The organism is Peterkaempfera podocarpi, assembly GCF_042466665.1.
GTDB lineage: Bacteria > Actinomycetota > Actinomycetes > Streptomycetales > Streptomycetaceae > Peterkaempfera > Peterkaempfera podocarpi.
In genome coordinates this window covers 981487-1004968 of the sequence record NZ_CP162102.1, presented here as the reverse complement: position 1 = coordinate 1004968, position 23482 = coordinate 981487, and the positions used below count along the sequence as shown (strand labels likewise).

The 23482-nt window shown below is 69.8% G+C and carries 12 protein-coding genes; 5 read left to right on the top strand and 7 right to left on the bottom strand.

From position 1 onward, the window contains the following. Nucleotides 1-15: 15 nt before the first annotated feature. The 6 genes from AB0761_RS04605 to AB0761_RS04580 all read right to left on the bottom strand — a co-directional run bounded on the left by AB0761_RS04605 (nt 16) and on the right by AB0761_RS04580 (nt 15923). Nucleotides 16-6282: an RHS repeat-associated core domain-containing protein gene (locus AB0761_RS04605; protein WP_377267660.1), complete on the bottom strand. Its 6267-nt coding sequence runs from the start codon at nt 6280-6282 to the stop codon at nt 16-18. Between the two features lie 274 nt (nt 6283-6556). Beyond that, nucleotides 6557-10498 carry a LamG-like jellyroll fold domain-containing protein gene (locus AB0761_RS04600; protein ID WP_377267659.1) on the bottom strand — a complete coding sequence of 1314 codons (3942 nt, stop codon included), beginning with the start codon at nt 10496-10498 and terminating at the stop codon, nt 6557-6559. Between the two features lie 900 nt (nt 10499-11398). Continuing rightward, complete coding sequence (locus AB0761_RS04595) at nt 11399-12373, bottom strand: hypothetical protein (protein ID WP_377267657.1); 975 nt, start codon at nt 12371-12373, stop codon at nt 11399-11401. A gap of 120 nt (nt 12374-12493) precedes the next feature. Then, entirely contained in the window at nt 12494-12958 is a 465-nt protein-coding gene (locus tag AB0761_RS04590) for a hypothetical protein (RefSeq protein WP_377267656.1), read from the bottom strand. Between the two features lie 213 nt (nt 12959-13171). After that, a complete protein-coding gene (locus AB0761_RS04585; RefSeq protein WP_377267654.1) occupies nt 13172-14395 on the bottom strand; it encodes a lanthionine synthetase LanC family protein in 1224 nt (407 codons plus the stop codon). 529 nt (nt 14396-14924) lie between these two features. After that, nucleotides 14925-15923, bottom strand: a complete 999-nt coding sequence (locus AB0761_RS04580; protein ID WP_377267653.1) for a phosphotransferase — start codon at nt 15921-15923, stop codon at nt 14925-14927. Between the two features lie 610 nt (nt 15924-16533). On the opposite strand from AB0761_RS04580, the gene AB0761_RS04575 reads away from it, so the two are divergent. Further along, nucleotides 16534-17757 carry an MFS transporter gene (locus tag AB0761_RS04575; RefSeq protein ID WP_377267651.1) on the top strand — a complete coding sequence of 408 codons (1224 nt, stop codon included), beginning with the start codon at nt 16534-16536 and terminating at the stop codon, nt 17755-17757. Nucleotides 17758-17826: 69 nt separating this feature from the next. On the opposite strand, the gene AB0761_RS04570 is transcribed toward AB0761_RS04575, so the two are convergent. Then, nucleotides 17827-18285, bottom strand: coding sequence for a hypothetical protein (locus AB0761_RS04570; RefSeq protein WP_377267650.1), 459 nt, complete (start codon nt 18283-18285; stop codon nt 17827-17829). 71 nt (nt 18286-18356) lie between these two features. Here AB0761_RS04570 and dacB point away from each other — a divergent pair, with 71 nt between their 5' ends. From dacB to AB0761_RS04550, 4 genes are all read left to right on the top strand, one after another. Beyond that, nucleotides 18357-19916 (top strand): D-alanyl-D-alanine carboxypeptidase/D-alanyl-D-alanine-endopeptidase, encoded by a 1560-nt coding sequence (dacB, locus tag AB0761_RS04565; RefSeq protein WP_377267649.1) that lies wholly within the window; start codon nt 18357-18359, stop codon nt 19914-19916. 594 nt (nt 19917-20510) lie between these two features. Further along, the gene (locus AB0761_RS04560; protein ID WP_377267648.1) at nt 20511-21161 is read left to right on the top strand and encodes an RICIN domain-containing protein; all 651 of its coding nucleotides are present in this window, start codon (nt 20511-20513) and stop codon (nt 21159-21161) included. Between the two features lie 356 nt (nt 21162-21517). Beyond that, nucleotides 21518-22324, top strand: coding sequence for a peptidoglycan-binding protein (locus AB0761_RS04555; protein ID WP_377267647.1), 807 nt, complete (start codon nt 21518-21520; stop codon nt 22322-22324). Nucleotides 22325-22329: 5 nt separating this feature from the next. Continuing rightward, on the top strand, nt 22330-23313 hold the full coding sequence (locus tag AB0761_RS04550; protein WP_377267646.1) for a DUF2690 domain-containing protein: 984 nt from the start codon (nt 22330-22332) through the stop codon (nt 23311-23313). Nucleotides 23314-23482: the final 169 nt, after the last annotated feature.

Here is a 23482-nt window from a genome sequence, read left to right as displayed (position 1 = left end):
CGCTTCCCCGCCTTCTCATGAATCAACGGGGGCATAGGGATCCGGATCCGGGACTCGGGTGAGGTATCCGCCCCAGTACAGGTTCGCGTCCTGCTCGAAACTGTTGTTCAAGGCGGGGCTCGGGGCCATGTTCAGGACGACGACCCGTCCGTCGCGGAGTCGCTGGTAGACATCCGGATCGGAGAGATACGACTTGGTGCTCGCTTTGGCATAGGCCACCAGGTATGCGGTGACGGAGTGGTACTTCGCCCACTGCAGGGAATGCCTGGCCTCGTGCCCCAGAAGGTTCCTGCCGTACTTCTTCACGGCTGCCGACCCTTCCGCGGCTCGCAGCGTGTCGTTGACCTGGTCGTCGTAGTTGCGGCGCGCCTGCAAGGACGCCCTGTCCCCCGGCCAGAAGAGTACATCGCCGACTGTCGCGGGCTGATCGCCACCGGGCGAGCTTCCGTAACAGATCACCTGGAGCTTGCCCCTGTCGCAGGTCAAATGGTAGTGCACAGCGTAGAGCTGAGCCGCGTTGTTGGCCCCGTTGCGGTTGTTCGCCGGGTGGAACGGCTTGTCCTTGAGGAAGTCGTTCGGCAGCGACTTCTTGCCAGTGCCGCTCTTGTGCGATGCGGGGGCCTTACCGCCGGTCTTGTGGTGCGTGCTGGGCGGGTCCGCCTTGCACCCGGTGTGGCACTTGGTGCCGTCTCCGTGGGTCTGGCCGTTCTTGGGGCAGTCCACGTCGAAGCCACGGCCGCAGGCCAGCCCGTCACCGCTCGGGTCGGACTCGGTCACGGGGTTGTTGTCGGCGTAGGCGTAGCCGTTGAGCGACTGCGGATCGCTGGTGTCGAGCTGGGGGTCGGCGGAGAGGAAACGGCCGCTTGCGGGGTCGTAGTCACGGTCTCCGAGGTGGGTCAGGCCGGTACCGGGGTCGTCGGTGCCCCCGATGAAGCCCTTGTCGCCGGACCAGCTCGCCGGAGTGGCGCCGCGCGTTCCGCCGAACGGAGTTGTGCGCTGCTCCTGCATGGTCTGATCAGCACTGTTGACGTCGAGTTGGCTGGTACCGAGATGGTCGGAGATCAGGAACGACAGCTTGTTGTCGTCGTTGCGTACGGCCTGGTTGCCGACGCCGAGGTCGTAGTAGCGGGTGGCGTGCGGGGTGGTCGATCCGGTGGCCAGGGTGATCTCGGTGTTGCCGAGGAACAGGGTGGTGGAGCTGTCCGTTCGGGTGATCAGCCGGTTGCCGTCGGCGTCGTAGACGTAGGAGGTGTTCTTGGTTCCCCCGTGGCCGTCGTCCGTGGTCACCTGCGCCAGATGGCCCTCGCTGTCCCAGATGAGGGTCTGGTTGTTGCCTCCCACGGTCCGCGTCTTGGTGTTGCCGTCGGAATCGTAGGTGTAGGCGTCCAGCGAGGTGCCGCTGGGACTGGTGGTCTGCACCCCGGCGAGCGTGTGCGGCTGCGGGCCGCCGGCCGCCGGGTAGGTGTAGTTGCGGACGGTGTCCTGGCCGCTGTTCCCGGTCGGTGAGTGGTCGGTCTCGGACTTGCGGTCGCCGACGGTGTCGTAACCGAAGGACTGCCAGTACGGTGCCGGGCCGCCGAGTACCGAAGCGGACGGGGTGGCGGCGCAGCCGGTGCTGCCCTGCGCCCATGCTTCGGTGAGTCTGCGCAAGGGGTCGTACTGGAAGCACTGGTCGTCGGTGCCGTCCCGGGAGACATCGCTGACGGAGGTGATGTTGCCGGCCTGGTCGTAGCCGTAGGTGGCGGACTTGTCGGTGCCGGGGACGTCCTGGCGGTCGACGCGGGAGTTGGACAGGCGCCGGGTGCCCCACTGGTAGGTGTTGGTGACCTGGGTCGTCTTTCCGCCGGCCGCCTGGTAGGTGTACTGCAGCGGCTGGCCCGTGTTGCTGTAGGTCGTACCGGTGACGTACGTGGCGCCGCCGGAACCGGACAGCGTGACGGGCCGCAGCACGTCGTCGTAGGTGGGAAGGACCGCTTCGGCGGTGAGGCTTCCGGCCGCGGGGTAGCCGATGGACTGGGTGGTGCCGTCCGCGTTGAACTGCACGGTGCTCTGGTAGGAGCCGGCCAGCGAGCCCTCGGCGGCGGGGATGGTGGTGGTGGTGCGGTGCGGCCGGTAGAGGTTGTCGTAGAGCTGGTAGGCCACGGTGTAGGCGGAGCCGGTCGCGCCGCCGACGTAGCGGGTGGCGGAGGAGAGCTGGCCCTTGAAGCCGGTGGGGTCCCACACGTGCTTGGTCAGCAGTGGGCCGGTGGCGTCGCCGTCGTGGGTCTCGGTCTCGCGGCCGAGACCGTCGTACAGATGGGTGACCGACTTGCCGCGCTGGTCGGTGGTGGACAGCAGTTGGTTGCGGTCGTCGTAGGCGGAGGTGGTGGTGCCGGAGTCCGGGTCGACCGCCTGGGTCTCGTTGTCGCGCTGGTCGTAGGTGTAGGACCAGATGTTGCCTGCGGGGTCGGTCAGCTTCGACAGCTTGCCCGAGGGTGTGTAGTCGTAGAGCGTCTTGTCGTAGGCGCCGGTCGGGGTGGACGCGTGGTACTGGTCCAGCTCGCGGGTGTTGCCCCGGGCGTCGGTGATCGTGGTGGTCGGGGTGGCGCCCTGCGGCGGGGTCACCGTGGTGCGGTCGCCGCCGTATGTGGTTGTGGTGGTGGACAGCACCTGGCCGCCGTCGCTGTTGCCGGCCACCTGCTGGCTCTGGGTGGTCCGGCCGAGTCCGTCGTAGCTGTTCCAGGTCTGCGTCTCCACCGCCGGGACGTTGTTGGGCGAGTACAGGGCGGTCGAGGGCGCCTGCGGCGCGTAGTAGGGCGCGAAGGACTTCGCGACCAGGCCGCGGGAGTCGTAGAAGGTGTCGGCCACCAGCATGCCGCCCTGGGGGCCCGGTGTCTGGGTCTGGCGGGCCCGCAGGAAGCCGTCGTACAGCGTGTAGCCGGTCGCGGTGCCGGTGCCCGCCAGCGTGGTGGTGCCCACAGTGACCGGCTGACCGGCGGTGATGGTGTAGGAGAAGGAGTAGTTGGGGGTCTGGCTGTTGGCCTTGGACCGGTCGGCGAGCCAGATTTTCTGCTTGCGGCCGAGCGCGTCGTAGACGGTGTCGGTCCGTTTGGTGTTGGTGTCCACCACGGTCACCGGCAGGCCGCGCACCGTGTCCAGCGTGGTGGTGGTGGTCTGCGCGGTGGCGGAGCTGCCGGGAGTGGCCGGCGGGGTGGTGACCGTCACCGTGGTCGGGAAGCCGGTGGTCGGGGCGTAGACCGTGGTGGTGGTCCGGCCGTCGGAACGGTCGGTGCGCGTCGGACTGCCGGTCTCCGTCGCGGTGACATCGCCGGTCAGGTCGGTGGTGGAGGTGGTGCGGCCGTAGGAGTCATAGCCGGTGCCGGACTCCAGGTAGGTGATGGTGGTGCCGTTGTTGGAGTTCAGGCTCGCGTTGCGGGTCTCGTCACCGAGGGTCGGTGCGGCGCCGTAGGCCTGCCCGTCGTAGGCGGTGAGGGAGTCGGTGACGACGTCCTTGGAGTAGTTCGGGGTGGCCGAGCACGCCACCGACAGCGTCTGTACCCGGGAGGGGACGTTCAGGATCCAGGCGCTGGCGTTGTCCACGTATGTGGTCCTGGTGCACCTGTCGTCGCTGGAGGTGGACACATCGCCCTGGTCATCGGTCTGGGTGACGCGGCCTGCGGTGTTCTCGAACGTGTTCTTCACATCGGTGGTCCGCCAGTTGGCGCCGGCGCCGTTGTCGAGCGAGGTCCAGGTGCGGGTCTCGGCGGTGCCGGTCAGGTTCGCGGTGATGGTGCCCCAGGTGCGGGTGACCGACGCGGTCTGGTGATACCAGGGGGTGTTGACGGTCTTGTCCAGCACCTTGCCGCCGGGGCCGGAGTAGTCCTCGGTCTTGTACTCCATCCCGGACAGGGAGTCGTGGTCGGTGATGGTGCCGCCGTTGTCGTCCGAGACGCTCACGCTTCGGGTGCCGCCGGAGGTCTTGTCGCCGTCCATGCCGCGCAGGAAGTAGTGGTCGGTCTGCGAGAGCATCCCCACCGGGTCCTGGCCGCCGGTCTGCACCCGCACATGTGCGTACCCGCGGAAGGTGGACCAGGTCTTGTACTTCTCCTTGGTGAGGCCGTCGTCGGCGTCGAAGTGCCACGCCGCACCGTCCAGGTAGTCGTACCTGGTCACCATGTCGGGAGCGGGCGCGGTGGTGGACCGGTCGGTCTGGATGACCTGGTTCACCACGTACTTGTTGAACCACTGCAGGGAGGGATTCTCATCGCCCTGCTTGGTGTAGTACTGCGGGAAGCACAGCGTGGTGTTGGAGTCCGGGGTGGGGAGGTCGGAGGCGTCGCAGGCGGCGGTGGAGTAGGTGACGTCGATCTGCCCGCCGGACTCGTCGTCGACGGTTGCGACGCGTTCCTTGATGAACGGGGAGGTGTTGTCACCGGGGATGTCCAGGCGGTTGGTCCGCTGGTCGTAGCCGAAGGTGACCTTGGGCAGGGTGATGTCGGGGGCGCCTTCGGGGGTGTCGGCCTTTCCTGTGTGCTGGATGGAGGCCAGTTCCAGCTGGTAGTCGATGTCGGCCATGCCCCACTGGTCGACCAGGTCCCAGCTGTCCACCGGCGTGTAGGTGCCGTCGGACTTGACCACCTGGGTCGTGACCGAGGTCAGTCGCCTACGCGACCAGAACGTCGGACTGAAGGTGTCGCAGTTGCCGGTCGACTTGCAGTTCAGGTCCCACGGTGTGTCGTACCAGTAGAAGGAGTTGGTGTCGATCTTGGTGGCGTCGCAGGTCCCGGAGGTGGTCTCCAGGCACCGCTCCGCGGTGGCGAAGTCCACCCGCGCGAGCGCCTTGGCCGAGTACACGGCGGTGGACTTCAGCCCGTACTCGATGTGGTCCAGGGAGCCGCCGCGGTCGTAGGCGGTGGGGCTGGAGGCGGTGTTGTCGCGGCCGTAGTAGCCGGACTCCTTGGTGTAGTAGTAGGCGATGGCGTTGCCGTGGGTGTCGACGGCGTAGTCCAGGTTCCACCGCCAGGCCTGCTGGCACCACGAGGCGGCGAAGGTGGAGGCGTTGCAGGGCTCGCCGGAGTTGTTGCCGTAGACCGGCGTGGTCCAGGTGGAGTTGGTGGCCGTGTTGCCGCTGGCCCAGCCGGGCAGCCGGTTGTAGCCGAAGTAGTAGCGGGTGCCGTCGGTGGTGGTCACCCGCCAGTACTCGTCGTTGTGGGCGCCGTTGGAGCGGACATCAGTGGTGCTGCCGTAGATCCGGTCGACCTTGGTCCCGTCGTCGTCCTTGATGCGGAACGAGTTGGTGCCGGTGGCCACCAGCTGTCCGGAGTGACCGTTGAAGGAGATGGTGGCGTTGTCGTACGCCCAGCACAGGTCCCCGACCTTGTTCCCGGAGGCGTCCTTCACCCCCTCGTCGGCGCAGGGCTTGTAGCTGCGCTCGATGAACCCCGGCCACAGATCGAAACCGTCGCCCGCCCAGGAGGACTGGTTGTTGGTGTTGTTCGTGCGTCCGTCCACCGCGCTCGAGTCGTACGACAGGCCCACATCCGGGGTGAAGCTTCCCGGCACGTCGGGCACCGGCATGTCATAGGACCACGAGAAGTCACCCGTGTTCAGGCCCACCATCATGGCGGAGGACGGGGCCAGCGACGAGGCCGAGTAATCGCCGTGATCACTGGACGAGCCCGGTGTCGCGGCCAGTACCACCGCGCCCCCATCCGTACTGCTCATGGCGTCCAGGGACACCGCGTCGGCGGTCAGCGTGTGTGCGCTCGAATCGTTCATTGTGCGCAAGGGGGTGCGCTTGGTGCACGACGCCTTGTCGGGAGTGGTCAGCGCGCATGCGGGCAGCCGGACCAGGTGCAGCCGCGTCGCATACGCGCCGCCGTAGGCCTGCGCGTACCCGCTGTCATCCAGGCGCACGCCCACGGTGTCGCCGCTCGCACCCGGCTGCGCGGTGACCGTGAAGAGCAGGCCGTCCACTTTGGCGGCCCGCGCGGCCTTCTGGTCGAGCACCCGCACCGTCGCGGCGCCGGTCAGCGGTACGGCCCTGCTGCCCGCCGTCTTCGTGCCCGAGCCGGCCTCTGTCGCCGCCGCGGGGACGGTGAGGGCCACCGGGAGGTTCCCCGCCCGGACGGCCGATGTCCTGCCCTCGGCAGCCGGGAGGGTGACGGTGGCGCTGCCGGGCTCGGCCCAGGTGTGCTTGGGCGCCTGGGCGGGCTGGTGCGGCAGGCCGTCGCTCGGGCGTGGGGCCGCCTTGGTGACCGAGTGGCCGGCGACCGGCTTGCCCGGGGACGGTTTGCCCGGCATGTCGTCCGCCTGGGCCACAGGCGCAGCAGTCGCCTGAAGCAGGCCGACGACCAGCAGGCCGCAGACCAGCAAGGTGGTCCGGCGTGCTGCCCGGCCCGAAGTTGCGCGTCGTCCTCGTATCACGCTCGTCCTGTCCCCATCCCTCGACGTCCGTCGCAGAATCGCTGCCGCAGTCCGGATGCGGCTCGCGCAGAAACTCGCGGTCACCTGGTTCGGCTCTCCTGGTGGGGCGGCGCGCGGTGACCGTCGCGCCGCCCCGGGAGTTACTGCTTGGTCAGGGGCCGGTGGTGGTGTTCAGATCGACGCCGGAGGCGAGTGCGGCGATCTGGGTGTCGGAGGCGACTCCGGTGAAGGCCCAGACGTCGTCGATGACGCCGGGCCAGTACTCGCCCCAGGTCGACGTGCCGGTCTTGATGCGGCCCAGTTGCAGGCCCTTGGTCGCGTCGAACGGCAGGACGGAGGAGTTCCAGGACACCGTCTCGGTGCAGGTCGGATCGTCCGGCGTGCCGTCGTCGTCACTGTCCGAGCACAGGTTCTGCTGCAGCTCGCCGTTGACATACAGCCGCATCTGCCCGGCCATCAGGTCGTAGACGACCGTGAGGTGATCCCACGCCCCGTTGCTCTGGAAGCTGGTGTCCGGGGCGGTCGAGACGGTCGCCGACGTACTGTCCGCATTCGCCATCTGCAACTGCCAACTCCCCGCGTTCGCCGGGTCACCGGAGTCGGGCACATACCGCACCGCGAAGCCGTTGGCGTTGGTCCCGGCCATACTCATCACCGTCACCGGCTTGGTCGGCCGCGCCGGCGTGGACACCCACGCGCTGACCGTGAAACTGGTGTTGGTGTGGATCGGCGAGACACTCGTCGACGCATACCCGGTGGACGTGCCGTTCAGCACCAGCGCGCCCATACCCACCACACTGCTGCCGCCGGTGGCATCGACCTGCGCGCCGGTGCCCAGCGTCAGCGGATGCTGATCTGCTGCGGTGGGCAGCGAGTCCGGTGAGACCTGCGGGGTGCCCGAGGCCGACTCCAGCGCCCACCGGCCGCCGACCTGAAACTGACTGTCATACATCGCCGCGGCCTCCGGCGCGGACAACGCCCGGTCGAACAACTGCACGTCGTCGACCTGCCCGGGGAAGAAACTCCCCGGCGCGCCGTCGTAGGACCCGGCGCCGATCTGGGTCGGGCCGCCGCCGTAGAACGGCGCGGTGAACGTGGTGGTCGCCACCCATGCCCCATTGACATACAGCCGCATGTCATCGGTGTTCGCATCGTAGGAACCCAGCACCTGCGTCCACACCCCCGCCGGGGAGCGGGTGGTGTCGCCCTGGGCGGCGCGCACGATCGTGGCGCTGTCGGAGTCCGCGGTGTAGGCGTCGAACGACCAGCCGTACGTGGCCGAGTAGTACAACTCGAAACCTGGACGATACGTGCCGATCTGGGTGGCGATGATCGCGGCATGACTCGGCTTGGTGGACAGTTTCGCCCAGCCCACCACCGAGAAACTGTGCACATTGTTGACATGCGAGGAACGCGTGGCCGCATACCCGGTGGTGCCGTCGAGCGTCAGCGCCTGATCCTGCGCACCCGCACCGCCCGCCGTCACACCCCCGTGGAAGACCGCCGGCTCCACATCCGCCCGCCCGTGTATCTGGGTAGTGGCGGTGCCGTCAGCTTGGGTGGCGGCCTCGTCCAGAGGGAAGACCGCACGGGCCGGACGCCCCGTCCCCAGCGGCTCGCCGTTGTACAGGTGCGCCACGTCACTGGCCACCAGCGGCTTGTCGAAGATCCGCACGTCGTCAATGGTGCCGGGGAAGAAGTTCGCGGCACCCCCGGAGTAGTTGCCCGCCCCGATCTGCAGACCCCGCCGGGCATCCCACGCCGTGCTGTACGTGGTCGACCCCACCAACTGCCCGTCGACATACAGCGACAGCAGCTTGTCCCCATAACTGTAGGAGCCCACCAGGTGATACCACTGCCCCACTGACACCCCACCGGCCGTGGCGGACATCGCCCGCACCGGCGTCGCCGATGCCGAGTCGGCGGTGTACTGGTTGAACACCCACCGGTCATACGCCTGCGAGTAGTACAGCTCGAAGCCCGGCGCATTGTTGCCCGGCTGCGCGGCGACGATCGCCGCCTGGGTGGGCATGCGGTCCAGCTTCACCCACGCCGCCACCGAGAAACTGATGTCGGTGTGCACGGTGGGGATGTCGGAGGCCAGGTAGGAATCGGTGCCGTTGAAGTCGATATCGGTCCCCACCTTCCCCGGCGCACCCAGTGTGGGCGAGCCGAGTACGTCCAGGGTCCGCTCACCGGCGGTGCCGGCTGCCTGCGTGGATCCGGCGGCGTCATCCAGCTGCCACTGCGCTTCCGCCGGCTGTCCCTCCTTGACCTTGAACTCGTACACCTCCGGCTCGGAGATGTTCCCGGCGCTGTCGTAGGCCACCGCGTTGAGGAAGTTGGTGCCCGCCCGGGTCGGCCGGAACGTGGCCGTCTTCGCCGCGCCGCCCGAGGTGGTCACCGTGTGGTCGGCGTCGCAGACCGGATCGGCGTTCACGCCGTAGCAGTACTTGACCACGTCCGTGGCCGTGGAGTCGAAGGTGAACGTGCCGTCCCGGCCCACCCCGTCGTACGACGGGTCGTTGGGGTCGGCGTCGTTGATGGCCGGATAGTCCCCGGAGGTGATCACCGGCCCGGCCGGCACGCTGGTGTCGTACACCCAGTAGCAGTCGGTCGCCGACCCCGTGTACGACCACGGCGAATAGCTGTAGTACGTCCCCTCGTCGTAGTCCTGCGAGCGGACCGCCCAGCCGATCGTCTTGTTCTTCGGAATCGCCTTCCCCGACAGCGTGGCCGTCAGCTTCGTGGAGAACGTCGACCCGGACTTCTTCGGCCCGATCTTCGCCGACGTCCACTGGGTCGTGAACCCCTTGCCGTCCCCCGCGTCCCACGACAGCTCGAACTGGACACTCACCTCGTCCCCGTCCGGGTCGGTCACATTCCCCGCCGTGATCGAGGGAAGCGACCCGATCCGCACCGGACTCGACGGACTGTGACACGAACCGCCCGGGCTCATCGACAGCTGCGACATCCCGATCTGCTTCGGCGGAGCGTTGTAGTGCACCCGCAGATACGCATCCCTGGAGAACCGCTTCCACCCGTACGGATCCGACTCGTCCGACGCCTGCAACCCGAAACTCGTCGTCGAGGAGTTGTGCGACGCGGCGTACTTCACCCCCGAGGTGGCATCGAACTCCACATCCGAGGCAGCGCACCCGGAATAGCCGTGCGCCTCGTTCACCGTGTCCAACAGGTCCAGCCAGTTGTCCGACGAGGAGTTCCACGTCGTCCCCGACGTGAACCCCTTCGTCCGCCACAACTCGACCTTCCTGGCACCACAACTCGCCGACCAGGTCTCATGCCCCACAAACGTGGCACTCAGGATCGACTTCCCCGCAAACCGCGAGGTGGGGAAGGAGTAGAACAGCCGCTTGGTGTCATTGGGCGCACAGTAGGACCAACCGCAGTAGCCCACCCCCTCGTCCGCATCACCGTTGAAGTGGTACTGCGGACTGGACGCCCAGTACTTCGACACCATCGTCCAGTCCCCCGCCTTCGGGGTATACGTCTGCGGATCGATGTACAAGGGGTAGGAGGTGGCCGCACCGGTCAGCAGGGACGCATCGGGCGTCAGCGTCAGCTGCGACGTCTTCGAGTCGACCGCGGCCACGATCGGCGCCACACGCGACGAATCCGTCGGACCCTGCGCCGGATCGCCACCGCCACTGTCCGAGGACGCATCCAGCATCCTCGCGCGGGCACCGGCGGCCGCACTGGCAGCGGCGCGGGTACTGGCGGTAGCGGTGGTGGTGGCGTCGGTACCGGAGTCCCACATGATCGGCTTCGGTGCGGCGAACACCACACCGCCACCCGCACTGTCGGTGGCCTCCAGGCCCCCGTCCGCCGTCGTCGCCAACGTCAAGCCACTGGCCCGCACCCCGAACGTCAACCGCGCCAACGCCGGGTTCCTCGCCGCATCCGCGGTGTTGACCACCACCAGCTCATGGAACCCGTCGACATCCGCACGCATCTGCAGATCCACACCCGGCAGCACATCCGCGTAGGTCGCGGTGTCCCCACGCAGCGTCGGAGCCGGCAGCGCCGACGGCCAGGTGTACGACAACGTCCGCCCGGCACGATCCAACGTCACCAACGGACCCGAACCACCACCCGACAGCGTCATCCCCACCGCCGCCACCACAGGCCCGACACTCCCGTCCGACCGCTTCACCAGAGTGTTGTCAACCGCCTTCCACACCCCACCCACCCGCGCCCGCACCGGCCGCAGATGCTGATCCGTCTCCAACCCGCCATCCGGGGTCGCATACGTCTCACTCGACTCATCACGCAGCGAGGAAATCTCGACCTTCTGGCCTGTGCCGGTTGCCTCGGTCACCGCCGCACTCTCCGTCAGCGCCGTGCGATGCGCCTCGGCCTTGGCGGACTTTGCCGGCTTCGCAGCCTTGGCGGGCACGGCCGCAACCGCCTGCCCGGCACCGGCGAGACCAACCCCGGGTGCCGCTCCGGCCACAAGTGCGGCCACCAGCAACGCTCTCAGCGCCCGCCTGGAACGCGGCGCTCCAACCCCACCCAACGCTATGTCCTCCTCAGACAGGCACGCCCCGCCGGCACCACAGTTCACATGATCAACGAGAAACGTAGAGTGCCATGTTCATAACAGGAAAGAGGTAAGGGTACGACTTGACTCGCCTTTTGCCAACCATCCGAAGAGAGCTCAGAAATTATGTGACCTTCCATCAGATCGCATAGGAATTGGGCTGCTTGGGAGGTTCGTGGGTGGTTGTCAGGAGGATGCGTGTGATGGGGGAGCGCCGCCCGTCACACAGAGTTCGACGGCTGCGACGGTTGCATCGAAGCGCGACAGTGGGCCGCGCGACCATCGTGGCCGGACGCGCTTCGGCGGAATGCCTCGCGGCGGGGGCGGACGGCCACCGGTTGCGGCAGGTGCAGCGCGCTGCACAGCCACGCTCGGGTGTGCCGGCGTGGGTGTGGTGGGCGCCGCGTTCCGGCGCCCACCACACCGGGGCGGTCAGTCGGCGTGGAGGGTGAGGGCGGTGGTGTGGAGTGTGCCTGCGGTCTGGAACTGCAGGAACAGCCGCCAGTCGCCCGGCTGGGGGAGTTCGGTGTGGAAGGTGAGGGCGGGTCCGCCGTGGTTGCCGTCGACCTTGGTCTGCGGGTGGAGGTGGGCGAAGGCTTGGTCGCCCGCGTGGAAGGCGGTCAGGTGGGCGTAGGCGTCCAGGTAGGGCTGGAGGTCGGTGACCGGCTTGCCGTCCTTGGAGAGGGCGACGGTGAAGGTGTGGGCCATGCCTGCCATCAGCTCACCGTGCACGGTGACGGTGTAGCCGTCGACGGTGGCGGTGGCGGCTGCCCTGGGCAGCGGCTTGGCCATGGCCGTGCCGGGGACGGTGGCGGTGGTGCTCAGGACGAAGTCCTGGCCCTTGCCGGCCCCGGTGGCCGGGGTGAAAGAGGCGTACAGCCGCCAGGTACCGGGCTGTAGAGCGGCGAGGCCGGCGGTCCAGGTGCCGTCGGCGGTCATGGTGGGGTGCAGGTGCTGGAAGCCGGTGAGATCGGTGCGGATGGCGTAGAAGTGCAGCCGCTCGGTCTGGTCGACGGCGAAGGCGGTGACCGGCCTGCCGTCGGGGCCCATGATGGTGAACCGGTAGCCGGCCGCCTTTCCGGCCGGGAGGCGGGTGGTGGCGGCCTTCAGCCGGTAGCCGTCCTTCGCGGCCGACAGGCCGTCCCCGGTGGCCATTGCGCCCATGCCGTCCATCCCGCCCATGCCGTCCATCCCGCCCATGCCGTCCATCCCGCCCATGGCGGGATCCGAACTCGCGGGGACCGTGGTGGCGGAGTTGCCGGGCGTGGCGGTGCGGGACATGCCGGCCATGCCGGGCATCGAGGAGTGGTCGGGGACGGAACTGCTGCCGCAGGCCGTGAGGACGAGCGCGAGGACGCCGCCGGCGGCGGCCGCGACGGTGCGGCGGCCGGTCGGCTGTGCAGACATCGGGTGTGCAGACATCGAGGATCGGAGTCTTTCCAGGTGGTGTGGCGCCGCCTGGCGGCGCACAGAGGTGAGCAGGACACCGCGCCGGGCCCCACGACGAGGTGGGGTCCGGGGGCCTGGTCACGTCCGTGCGACGCACACCTGGAGGAGGAGGGCGCGGCCGCCACTGGGCGGCGCGCGCAGACCCGGGGCCGAAGGGCCGAGGGGACGGCTCGCGAGGGAGAGCGCACCCAGGACCGCGACCAGGAAGGCGACCAGTACCGGGCTCGGCGCCGGAAGCGGCAGACCGCCGCGTGCGGGGGTGGAGAGACACACCGCTCCGCCCATGCCGGGCGTCGACGGCCCCGCAGTGACCGTCGATGCGGCGGAGGAGTGCTGGAGAGAGCGTCCGGCGCCCGCCAGGGTCGGCATCGTGGAGCCGGGATGCACGGGGGGCACTGCGACAGATGCGGGGTCGGACATGATGTTGTGGCAGCCTGTGGCTGCCGAGGCGGGGGCGCCGTGCATGAGGAACAGGCCGAGCAGGAGGATGCACACGGCGAGCCGACGGGCCCGAGCCGCGCGGCGTGCCTCACTGCCCTTCATCAGGTCGTCCCTTTCCTGGTTCTGCTCGACGCTCGACCGATTCTGCCTGCTGACCGGCCCCACCGCCTGCCGGCCCCCCATGCCCGGCTGCGGAAGCAATACCGGCGGTCGTCGTGTCCGGCAGGGAAATCCGCGGAGTCGCAAGGGAGCGCAGACGCTCGCGGACATCACCTCCCAGCAGTCCGCGTCTTCCGATCTGCGGCAGGTCGTGAGTCACGAGGACACGGTCGCCGGGTGGTCCGGCCAGGGCGCCGCGTAGGCGGGGGTGCGGCCGGTGGTGGCGCGGATGAAGCGGAGCAGCTCGCGGATGATGCCCGCGTTTCCCATCGCCCAGCCGGGGGTGGGTTCGAGGGCGCTCGGTGTGGCCCGGTGCTCGACGTTGGACCAGCGGGCTCCGGCCGCATCGACCGTTGCCCGGGTGCGGAGGTCCGCGACGAGCACCTCGGCGAAGTCCAGACCGTCGCCGTGCTCGACCTGCCGGTCGCAGGCGAACGCGAGCACTCCGGCCGTGCCGCAGCACCGTCCGCTGTTGTCCCAGAAGCCGGGCCGGAGGCGTTGCGGGAGCCCGGAGTGGGTGATGGTGTGCCAACAGCGGTCGGTGAGAGCCGACCACGCGGGATCGCCGAGGACCGCGTGCAACAGCCGGAAGGCCTGGGCGTCGCCCGTCGGGCCGTTGCACCAGCCGTAGCTGTAGCGCTCATTGCGCTCGGGCTTGTCCTGTGGATCGGAGTGCGGAACGAGGAAGCCGTCCGGACCGTCTTCGTCCCGGGCGACCACGTCGGCGGCACCGGCTGCCGCCAGCTCGATCAGGTCGGGACGGTCCGCCGCGCGGCCGACGGACGCCAGGGCATGGACGACGCCGAGCGTCCCGTGCACCATGTGGTGCAGACGGGCCGGTCGGCCCGCACGGGTCTCCCACTGCACACCCGCCCGGGTGATCTCCCGTGCGTCCGAGTAGGGCCCGACCGCAAGGACGGCCAGCTCGAGGTCGCCGACGGCCAGTGCTCCGAGGGCGATGCCTGCGTTGCCGCCGAGGAGGTCGATCTGCGGCCCCCAACGGGATCCGTCGAACCGGGTACGCACGAGATCCAGCGCGCGGGACGCGGCGGCACCGGCCGCTGCCTCCCCCAGCTGGTCGTGGACGGCGCGCAGGGCGACGGCCATCCCGGCCAGGCCGAAGTACAGCGAGGACGGCTCCCAGCTCTCGACGGCCTCCGCGATGCTCCGGGCACCCCGCAGGGCCGCGTCGCCGTAGCGGTCGTCGCCGAAGTGCCGCTCCGCTTCGAGCAGCGCCATGACGACCCCGGAAGTGCCGCTGTACAGCGACGGGTTGAGTTCGCTCTCGCTGGGCCGGGTCGCCCAGGTCAGGCCGCCGTGGCTGCTCGGGCGGGCGGTGGCGAGGAGCCATTCCAGTGCCCCGACTGCGAGGTCTTCCATGTCCTCCATGTGCTCCACGTCCCTCCCGCTCGACCTGCGGCCGGATCGACGCAACCCGCCCTGCGGCCGATCGGGTGGGGGAGATCCGGTACCGGCGGTGCTCCCCCCATCCGGCGCGACGCCACGGTCGGGTCGGGGGATCCCGCCCTGTGCACGCCCGACGAGTGAACAACGAACCTCGGTGCGTGTCGAATACGTTCCGGCTCACCGGGCGATTCGCACGTCGTATCACTCCAGCGCGGGAGCGGCATTCGCGCACGGAGAGGCACGAAGGACGCACACGCGGGACGGGCGCCGGTCCCGACCTCGTCCACAGCGGCCGAAGGTGAAGGCGACGAGGTCCCGGGCTGATCGGGGGCAGCGGCCACGACCCCGCGGCCGTTCCCTCCAAGGACCGGTCGGTGGAGGTGACCGGCGGCGACAATGGGAGTCTTCCGTGCGCATGCCGACGTCAGGACAGTGCGCCCCTGTGGACGCAGTCGGCCTCGTGGCTGCGGCTCTGGCCCTCGGCCGAAGACCCGCGGTCGGCTCATGCCTCGTAGGCGAGCGCCCGCTGGAGATGGAAGTCCGCGACGTCGAGCATCCACTCCCGGTCCGGGAAGTCGCCTTCGGCGATGCGAAGCGGGCCGCCGACCAGGTCCAGGTGCATGACGTACTGGTAGTACCTGACGCGTCGCGGGTCGAGGTCCGGGTTGCGGAGTGCCTCGTAGTGTGGGCCGAAGCGCATCCGCATCCAGCAGTGCTCCACTTCGATGTCGGTGTACATCAGGCCCTCGATGTCGATGATGACGGGTTCTCCGTCCGGCCCGACGAGCGTGTGTTCCGCGCAGAGTTCGCCGTGGACCACGCCGAACTCTGCGCGCGGTTCGAGTGCGGCGTGCAGGGTTCGGAGCTTCTCCTCCAGCATGGCCTCGCCTTCGGCCGCGCGGGCGTCGCGGGGCACGGCGGTGGCGATGTTCACCAGTGCGCGCTCCAGGTATGCCTGCTCGCAGGTCGTGTCGGGTGGGGCGCCCCCGCCGTCGATCCACGCCACCCGCCCGAACGCCGGCGCGCGGTAGGCGTGCATGCGCCGAAGCATGTCCGAGAGCTGCGCGAGCGTTTGCCGGCCTGCGTCCGGATCGCGTTCCAGCAGCGCCTCCAGCGTTCCGCCGCGGACGTCCTCCGCGACGGCGATGTCGGCCGGGTACAGATTCTTGCTGCGGTCGGCGAGCAACAGTCGCGGCGAACGAGCTCCGACCGCTTCCAGTCGACGGGTGGCACCCTCGAAGAAGTCGATGCCGGATGCGTGGGCGAACGGGTTCGAGGGGTCGTCGTGGCCATCCGGAAGCAGCCCGTCCCAGTAGTCCTCGTCGGCGTTCCAGACATAGACGATCGTGCTCGTGGCGTCGTCCAGGGTGACGCGGTAGACACCCTTCTTTGTGCCGTTGAGCAGACGGTCGACGTCGGTGATGCGGCGGTCGGTCCCGAAGACCTCCCGCATCACCGGGGTCAGGGTTTCACCGTCGGCAAATGTCCGATCAGCGATCATTTCTGGTCTCCCTCCGGAGCGCCTGCATCGATCCGCCTCCAGCGGTTGCCAGCCTCCGTAGACGTAGACGCACCAGCATAGATGTCAGCTTGATGACGAATCAGGGCAAGCGGAAGGGGGCCCCTGGCAGCGTCGGGTCGAACCGGTCGGCCGAATCGCGCAGAAACTCACCGACGACCAGGAGGACGGGAACAGCACCTTGTGCCGCACGCCCGGCGCTGAGGTGGCGACGAGGGTGACGTCGCCGAGGAGCTCGGCGGTTTCTCTGGCCCGCCACTGCCTGTCAGGTTCTGTCTCGTCTTGTTGACCATGGTGGAGGACCACAGCTTGGCCGCCGGTGGGCGGATGCCCTCGTGGTTGAGGCGGGTGGCGATGCTGTAGGCGGTCTCGCCGGTCAGGCAGGAGGTGGAGCTGCGCCGCCCACGCGCCAGGACCAGAAGGCTCCGGGGCGGCGGCACGCACGTGACCGCCAAGCAACACAGCGTGGCCGAGGTGTAGCCGGATGAGGCTGTCGCCGCTGAGGTGTGCGCGCGTCCACCGGCAACAGTTAGGATGTCTAACGATGTCCATATTTCCTGATGCAACCGGCGCCCCCGAGACGACCGGTGCTGTGCTGCGCCGGATCGCGGCCTCCGCCCTGTTGCCCGCGCTGGTCTACGAGATCGGCAACGGCGCGATCGCGCCGATCATCGCCCTGGTCGTTCTTTCCGCGGGGGCGTCGACCAGTACGGCGGGCCTGATGCTCGCGTTGGCCGGTGTCGGCCGCATCGTGGGGGACGTGCCCGCAGCCGCGGTCGTCAACCGGATCGGGGATCGGCGCGCCATGCTGGGTGCGGCCGGTGTGACGGCGGTTGCCCTGGTCGGTTGCTGGGTTGACCACGACCTGTGGATGCTGGCGCTCTCCCAGTTGGTCATCGGCATGTGCACTTCGGCCTTCTACCTCGCGCGGCAGTCCTACGTCTCGGAGGTCGTAGCGCTGCACCAGCGTGCCCGGGCGCTGTCGACGCTCGCCGGTGCACATCGTGTCGGCCTCTTCATCGGTCCGTTCGTCGGCGCCCTGGCCATCCACCTGTGGGGTACGCGTTCAGCGTTCGGAGTCGCTGTCGCGGCAACGGTGGCGACAGCGGTGATCCTCATCGTCGTGCCCGACCAGGAGGTCGCCGGCGACAGGCCGCAGGCCCATCGTGGCGGTACGTCGGCGCGGATCATGTTCAGCCGTCACCGCGAGCTCTTCTGCACCTTGGGCGCGGCCGTGCTGCTGGTCGGCGCGGTCCGCGCGGCGCGGCAGACGGTGCTGCCGCTGTGGGCGTCCCACATCGGGCTGAGTGCGACTGCCACCAGCATCATCTTCGGTATCGCCAACGCCGCCGACATGTCGCTGTTCTACCCGGCCGGGCATGTCATGGACAGGTTCGGCCGGCTGGCGGTGGCGGTGCCGTCGATGACACTGCTGGGCCTGGGCATGCTCGCGATCCCGGCTGCACACGGCGCGGTGGCGCTCGGCGTCGTCGCGGTGGTGATGAGCATCGGCAACGGCATCGGCTCGGGCATCATGATGACGCTCGGCAGTGACGCTGCCCCGGCCGACGACCGGACCACCTTCCTGTCAGTGTGGCGACTGCTCGGCGACACGGGCAATGCGCTGGGGCCGGTTGTCCCGGCGGCGATCGCCGAGGTGGCGGCGCTCGGACTCGGCATCTCGGTGACCGGCCTGTTCGGGCTGGCTGCGGCGATCGGCCTGGCCCGCTGGGTGCCGCGCCACACGCCGTATGCGACCCGCGCGATGGCCCGCGCTCACCGACCTGAGCGGACGAGCGTCGGGCGGCGCCGCTGAGCCGCAGTGGGCAACGCCACTGCGGCTCACGGGCCTCTCGCGCGCCTCTCACCGACTTCATGTGTCGGATCAAGCGTCATGGGTGGTTGACGGGCTGGAACGAATCGGACGCCAAAGTGGCTCGACCACGGTCCCGACCGCTGGGGGTCGCGCGATGCGTGCGCGCTCGGCGGCCGCGGCCACCTCGGCGGTCGGCCGCCGCCGCTCGGCCTCCGTCCGACGCCTGCGCGCGCCGCTGCCCATCAGCCAGACCACGGCCAGAACCAGAGAGAACGCCAGGTAGTCCGGGATCCGCTCCGCTGAGCCGAGGCGGTGCAGGACGACCGCCGCCAGCACGGCGTATCCCGCGCTCGCCACGACGGGGAGAGCGCGGTCCACGGCGCCGGTTCCTTCGACACCGGGCCGAGCGCGAGGCAGCGGGACGGGTGCGGGCGAGGTGCCGGAACGCATCGCATTTCGAAACTTTACAACGAAATCATTGTCAGATGCGTCGGATAGCTTCCACTGTGCGGCCTGATGGGCGATCATGCTTGGCCATGATGACCCGACGTACACGGACACGACCCGGCGCGCTCCGGCACCGGAAGGCGGCCTGGGCCATGGCCGCAGGCCTGGCCCTGGTGATCGGCGCCGGCGCCCCGGCCGGGGCCGACACCAACGCCCCGGGCCTCTCGTCCACCCTCGACCAGATCCTCGCCGACACGCGACTGGACGGTGCCCAGGTGGGCGTGGTGGTCCGCGACGCCGAGACCGGCGAGACGCTGTACGACCACAACGGCTCGCTCCGCGAGGTCCCGGCGTCCAGCACCAAGCTGATCACCTCGGCCGCCGCGATGGCCCTGCTCGGCCCCGACTACCGGTTCAGCACCGACGTGCTCACCACCGGCTCCCAGCGCGGACCTGTGCTCCACGGCGACCTGTACCTGCGCGGCACCGGCGACCCGACCATGCTGGCCGAGGACTACGACCAGCTCGCCGCCGAGATCGCCGCAGCCGGCATCCACCGGGTCGACGGCGACCTGGTGGCCGACGACACCCGGTTCGACAACACCCGGCTCGGCTTCTCCTGGGCCTGGGACGACGAGCCCTACTACTACTCCTCGCAGATATCCCCTCTGACCGTCGCCCCGAACACCGACTACGACGCGGGCAACGTGATCGTCCACGTCGAGCCGGGTGCCGCCGCCGGCGACCAGGCCAAGGTCAGCCTCCAGCCGGCCACCGACTATGTGACCATCGACAACCGCGTCACCACGGTGGCCGCCGGCGGAGCCCGGTCGGTGGATGTCGAGCGCGAGCACGGCACCAACACCATCCACATCACCGGCACCATGCCGACGAACGGCGCCGCCAGCGACACCTGGTCCACCGTCTCGGAGCCCACCGGCCTCGCCGCGGACGTCTTCGCCAAGGCCCTCAAAGCCCACGGGGTGAAGCTGAGCGGCCGGACCCGGCTGGGCGAGGCGACGCCGCAGGATGCGCAGACCCTCGCCACCCATCCCTCGATGTCGCTCAAGGACCTGCTCACCCCGTTCCTGAAACTGTCCAACAACAACCACGCCGAGGTGCTGGTCAAGGCCATCGGCTACCAGCTCAAGGGCAGCGGCAGCTGGTCGGCCGGCCTCTCCGCGATCGGCGGCTTCCTCCGCACGGTCGGCATCGACCCCACGACGCTGCGCCAGGTGGACGGCTCCGGGCTGTCGCGCGCCGACATGATCTCGCCCGCCCAGTTCGCCACGCTGCTGTCGGCCGTCCGCAGCGAGCCCTGGTTCCAGGACTGGTACGACGCCCTGCCGATCGCCTGCAACCCCGACCGGATGGGCGGCGGCACGCTGCGCAGCCGGATGTGCGGCACCCCGGCGGCAGTCAACCTGCACGGCAAGACCGGATCGATGACCGGGGTCTCCGGCCTGTCCGGCTACGTCACCGATGCCGACGGCCGGAAGCTGGTCTTCAGCATGCTGAGCAACGACTACGTGTCCAGCTCGGTGAAGGGCGTCGAGGACGCAGTCGGCGCGGCCCTCGCCTCGTACAGCGTCCACAGCACCGCCGCCCCGGCGCTGCGCAGCCGGTCTGCGGTCGAGCCGTCCTCGGGCAACCGCGCCACGGACGACGGCGCCGCCCTCGAGTGCTCCTGGCTCAAGCCCGCGACCTGCTGAGACGGCCAGGCCGAAACCCGCGGGCGGACCGGTCGGCCGGTCTGCTGCCGGTTCTGCCGTTCCAGGGGCTGCCGCAAAGCCGGCCAAGGCGGCCTGGCGCGGACAGTCGAGACCGTGCCCGAGGGGACGAGATCGTGCCGGACATGTGAACGAGCCTCGCCGTCGACGCGATCACCATGGCAGCTGCGTGTTGGCTCACGGGCTGGGGAGGCCGGCGATCAGTCGGCGTCTGCGGTGGCCGGTTCCATGGTGGGGATGCCGTGGGCGGTGACGAGCCGGGCGCTGCCGAGAGCACCGCTCAGCTGAGGGCGCCTGCCTGGCGGGCCAGGACCGACCCGTCGGTTGGTCAGGGGGCAGGAGGACACCGCAGCTCAGGTGGCGTCCCGTACCCGCGTCGTCGTCAATCCCCCGGCAGGCCTCGCCTTCGAGCGCGCCGGGCGGGGAGTCTTGCGGCGCCCCTCGGCGTGGTCGTGGGGCGGGCGGCACGTGGAGCTCACCGGAGGCGGCACCGGAGGCGGAGGGTACGCCGAGGGCGGCACCGCGGGGGTCACGTCGCGGCCGTCATCCTGTCAACTCGTCTGCCTGGAGCCCTCTATGGCCTCGTACAAGCTCGGCCGCCGACTCGCGGTCGTCGCCTTCGCCGCGCTGCTCCCGCTCGCCGGCACGTCCAGCGCCCACGCGACGGACTTGGGCAACTTCTACATCAAGAATCTCTGGACCAAGCAGTGCGTCGACTTGGGCGGCACCGGTGCGCAACCCAACGGCACCGTCGTATGGCAGGACACCTGCCTCAACAACGGGGCCGGCGACAACCAGGAGTGGGGTTTCCTGACCACCCGCACCACCAGTCACGGCACCCAGTTGTACGAGATCGTCAACGTGAAGAGCCAGCGCTGCCTCGACCTGCCCGGTACCGGCGCCGACGGTCCCGGCACCGCGGTGTCCCTCATCACGTGCCAGGCCAACCAGGCGGCCGACAACCAGGAGTGGTACATCGACTCCCTCGACGGCACCAAGGGCATGGTCCTGCTCATCAACTACGCGTCCTCGGGCAACCAACCCGGGGTGTTCATGAACGACGAGTGCCTGGACGTCAGCGGCTTTGCGGAGGACGACGGCGACGAAAAGGGGCGGGCGCCCCTGACCATCTACCCCTGCACCACAAACAGCGCCACCAATGTGAAGGGCTCGTGGTACGACGGCGTCCCCTACGACGACCACGTGTGGGATCTGCAGGCCGTTTGATCCCGGGGCCGTCCCCAGCCGTCACAGGGGCCATGAGGCGACACCCGGTGGTCCTGGCAGGGACGTTCGGGAAGAGCTGAACCACAGAGGTGGGCGTGTGGCTTGCGGCCGCGCGTCCACCTCGTGCCGTCCGGCGCGGCCGCGGCCGCGGCCGCCCCGACGCGGCCCGGGCGCCGAACGGCCCGACCGGGCGGCGGGGTTCACCGCCCGGTACCCGGTGCCGGACGAAACTGCGAGCTGCGCCGGGCAGCCTTATGCTCTCTGCCGGGGGGCTGGGGAAGCCCTGGAAGAGCGGCGCAGTTGGGGGCGAAGTGGCACGGTGGCGGGCCTTGCCTGCCGGACTCGATCCGGCGGTTGTGCGTTTTGTCGTTCAGTTGCGGAAGCTCAAGGACGTCAGCGGGCGGACGCTGCGGGAGCTCGCGCGCGAAACCGGGTACAGCTCGTCCTCGTGGGAGCGCTATCTGGGAGGCCGGTCGTTGCCGCCCCGCGCCGCCGTGGAGGCGCTCGTGCGGATCGCGGGGGGCGATCCGGTGCGCGTGGTGGCCTCGCTGGAGATGGCGGCGGACGCCTGGAAGTCCCGTCAGGAGGACACCCCGGGCGCCGGGCAGCAGGACGCGGCCGAGGAGCCGACCGAGCCGACCGAGCCCGCCGAGCCGATCGAGCCGGCCGACTCTGCTGAGGTCGGCGAGGCCGTCGCAGACCAGCCCGCCGAGCCGTCGGCGCCCGGTCCGGCGGGCGGTGACCCGCAGCCCCGGCGCCGGCTCGGCGCCGGATGGCGAAGGCTGATCACGCTCGGCGGCGCCGCCGCCCTGGGCGCCGTGATCACGTTGCTGGTGGCCCAGACCAGCCAGGGCGCGGCGCCCTGCCCGTCGGCGCCCGCCGTGCACAAGCCGGTGACGTACGGCTGCCACTACAGCCAGAAGGCCGGGCTGTGGTACGCGGGCAACAGCACGACCAGCACACGGCAGGTGGTGGTCGACATGTTCGGCCCGGACGTGGCCGAACTCCAGTGCCTGCTCCAGCGTGCCGGTATCACGCCGGGCGGGATCGACGGGAACTTCGGGCCGCTGACCGAACACGCGGTGATCCAGGCGCAGAAGCAGTTCCACCTGGACGTCGACGGCCAGGTCGGGCCGCACACCTGGTCCGCCCTGCGCCGGTGAGCCCGATGCGTAGTGTCAGCCAGGGCACGGGCCAGGCCGGGGTTCAGCGTGAGCGCGCCCGCCTGGTGGCCGAGCTGCGCTTCCTGCGCGAGCGCTCCGGTCTCACCCTGGCCGAGCTGGCCGAGCGGTCCGCCTACAGCCGGTCCTCCTGGCAGCGCTATCTGAGCGGTGCCGCCCTGCCGCCCTGGCTGGCCGTGCGGGCGCTGTGCCATCTCGCCGACGAGCCCGAGCACCGGATCCGGGCCCTCTGGGAGCTGGCGGAGGGAGCTTGGAGCGGCCGCGGGGTCGTGGCCGCGGCCCCCGATCCGCTTGCGGCGCCGTCGCCTTCAGCTCCATCGCCGGAACGGCAACCGGGAACAGGGCCGGAAGCAGAGGCAGCACCCGAGCCGGCGCCGGGGTCCGCGCCCGGGCCCGCCCCTGACGCGCCCGGCGACGCGGCGACGCCGGTGCGGCTCTCCGGGCAGCCCCGCCGCTTCCGGCTCGGTCTGCGTTCCGGCGCCGTCGCCGCCGTGCTGCTGGCCGCCGCGGTCGGCGTGGCGCTCCACTACGACGGCCACGCGGGCGGCCGTGCGCCCTCCGGCGAGGCCTCCACCACGGCGTCCGGCTTCCGCGTCGGCTGCACAGGCGCCGCCTGCGACGGCCGCAGTCCGGAGACGACCCTGTGCGGCGTCGCACCGCAGACGCTGCTGGAGCTGCTGCCCGCGAAAGGGGCCGGGCTGGAGGTGCGCTACCAACCGCTGTGCCGCGCGGCCTGGGCACGTACCTGGAACAACCGGCTTGGTGACAAGCTCACGCTCTCCGAACCCGGGGCGCCGACGCAGGATGTCACCGTGACCGACTCCCAGAACCTGGCCGGGTTCACCTACACCCCGCTGCTCGCCCTCACCGGCGGCAGTCACGCCCTGAGGGTGTGCCTGACCACCTCGGAGCCCCGGTCCACCGCCTGCCACTCGGTCCCGGTCCCACCCTCCGCGTCGTCCCAGCGGTAGTCCGCCGACCCGTCGCGTCGTCATCGGTTGACGGGTTCTTGCACGTCAGGGGCGTGGGTGTGCCATGCCGGCAGCAACTGCCCGGCATCCGTCGACGTCCGGGGGCGCGGGCGTGAGGCTCTGTGCGGGCCGGCGATCCGCTCGGCCCGCACCCGTACCTCGCCCCAGG